2 protein-coding genes and 1 pseudogene are annotated in these 1,914 nt (G+C 67.6%); all 3 read left to right on the forward strand.

All coding sequences use genetic code 11. The annotated features are described in order from the left end of the window. Positions 1 to 221: pseudogene (locus O3Q52_RS52545) on the forward strand (hypothetical protein); the annotation flags it as partial. Positions 222 to 310: 89 nt separating this feature from the next. Further along, on the forward strand, positions 311 to 1,510 hold the full coding sequence (locus tag O3Q52_RS52550; RefSeq protein ID WP_269655463.1) for an IS30 family transposase: 1,200 nt from the start codon (positions 311 to 313) through the stop codon (positions 1,508 to 1,510). Continuing rightward, positions 1,491 to 1,805, forward strand: a complete 315-nt coding sequence (locus tag O3Q52_RS52555) for an integrase core domain-containing protein (RefSeq protein WP_269655464.1) — start codon at positions 1,491 to 1,493, stop codon at positions 1,803 to 1,805. Before O3Q52_RS52550 ends, O3Q52_RS52555 begins: the two co-directional genes overlap by 20 nt. Positions 1,806 to 1,914 lie beyond the last annotated feature (109 nt).

Here is a 1,914-nt window from a genome sequence, read left to right on the forward strand (position 1 = left end):
ACTTTCATGCCGACCGCCCCGGCATCAAGCTGGTCGGCGACATCACCTGCCTGCCCACCGCCGAGGGCTGGCTCTACGTCGCCTGCTGGCTCGACCTGGCCACCCGCGACCGGAGGGTCGGCGTCGGCAGTGGCGCGCTGATCGTGCGTTGCGGCCGGCGATGCGTTCGCCGGGGCGGCCTGATCCGTCTCGAGTCGTGCAGCGCCAGTTCTGGCGGCTGATCGCCACGGGGGTCACGACGGTGGAGGCGTCGTTGGCGGTCGGCGTGTCGTGGCCGGTGGGTGCGAGGTGGTTTCGTCACGCTGGCGGCATGCCTCCGATCTCGTTGGCCGAGCCCACGGGCCGGTACCTCGCGTTCGAGGAGCGCGAGGAGATCGCGATCCTCAGGGCGATGGACAAGGGCGTGCGCGAGATCGCCCGCGCCCTGGGGCGTGACCCCGGAACGGTCTCTCGCGAACTGCGCCGCAACGCCGCCACGCGCAGCGGCAAGCAGGAGTACCGCGCGACGGTCGCCCAGTGGAAAGCACAGCAGGCCGCCAAGCGCCCGAAGACCGCGAAGCTCACAGGCAACGACAGGTTGCGTGAGTACGTGCAGGACCGGCTCGCCGGCAGCGTCCGCCGCCCCGACAACACGATCGTCCCCGGACCCAGGACGCCCGCGTGGAAGGGGCTGAACAAGCCGCACCGGCAGGACAGACGATGGGCGACGGCATGGAGCCCGGAGCAGATCTCGCACCGTCTCCCTGTCGACTTCCCCGATGATGAGTCCATGCGCATCAGCCACGAAGCCATCTACCAGGCGCTGTTCATCGAGGGCCGTGGCGCGCTCAAGCGGGAGCTGGTCACGTGTCTGCGTACCGGCCGGGCGCTGAGGACTCCCCGTGCACGGTCGCAGAACAAGCCCCAGGGGCATGTCACCGCGGACGTCGTCCTCAGTGAACGCCCCGCCGAGGCCGCAGACCGCGCGGTCCCCGGACACTGGGAAGGCGATTTGATCATCGGGACGGGTCGCTCCGCGATCGGCACGCTGGTCGAGCGCAGCAGCCGCTCCACGCTCCTGGTGCACCTGCCCCGGCTCGAGGGCTGGGGTGAGAATCCGCCCGTGAAGAACGGCACCTCGCTCGGGGGCTATGGCGCGATCGCGATGAACACAGCGCTCACCGCCTCGATGACGCAGTTGCCCGAGCAGCTACGCAAAACCCTCACCTGGGACCGCGGAAAGGAACTCTCCGGCCACGCCCAGTTCGCCCTCGAAACCGGGACGAAGGTGTTCTTCGCCGATCCTCACTCGCCCTGGCAACGACCGACGAACGAGAACACGAACGGGCTGCTGCGTCAGTACTTCCCGAAGGGCACCGATCTCTCCCGGTGGTCTTCCGCAGACCTCGGAGCCGTCGCCATGGCGATCAACAACAGGCCCCGCAAGACCCTCGGCTGGCGGACACCCGCCGAGGTCTTCGAAGAGCAGCTACGCTCGCTGCAACAGCCCGGTGTTGCAACGACTGGTTGAACTCGCCGAATACACGTCCGGCCAATTCCGGCGCGAGATAGGAGAGTTGGGCCTCCGGCAAAGTTGCGGTCGCACCGGATCATGCTTCGATAACGCTGCCGCGGAGAGTTTCTGGGCCCTGCTCAAAGAAGAGATCGGCACTCGTATCTGGCCCGACCGGGCCACTGCCCGCGCCGAGGTCTTCGCCTTCATCGAGACGTTCTATAACCGCCGCCGCCTGCGCAAGCACAAAGTCTTCGGCTACCTCACCCCAGCCGAGACCCGGCAACGGCACCAACACGGCCTCGTGGCATAGAGATCGAGTGTCCAAGGTCACGGGGAACTTCACCGGGCCGAAAGCCCACCGCAAGTGGCTCACCGCTTCCCTGGTCCAAACACCCGAGCAGGTCATCGCCGCCGCGTTC

It is taken from the genome of Streptomyces sp. ActVer, assembly GCF_027270795.1.
GTDB classification, from domain to species: domain Bacteria; phylum Actinomycetota; class Actinomycetes; order Streptomycetales; family Streptomycetaceae; genus Streptomyces; species Streptomyces umbrinus_A.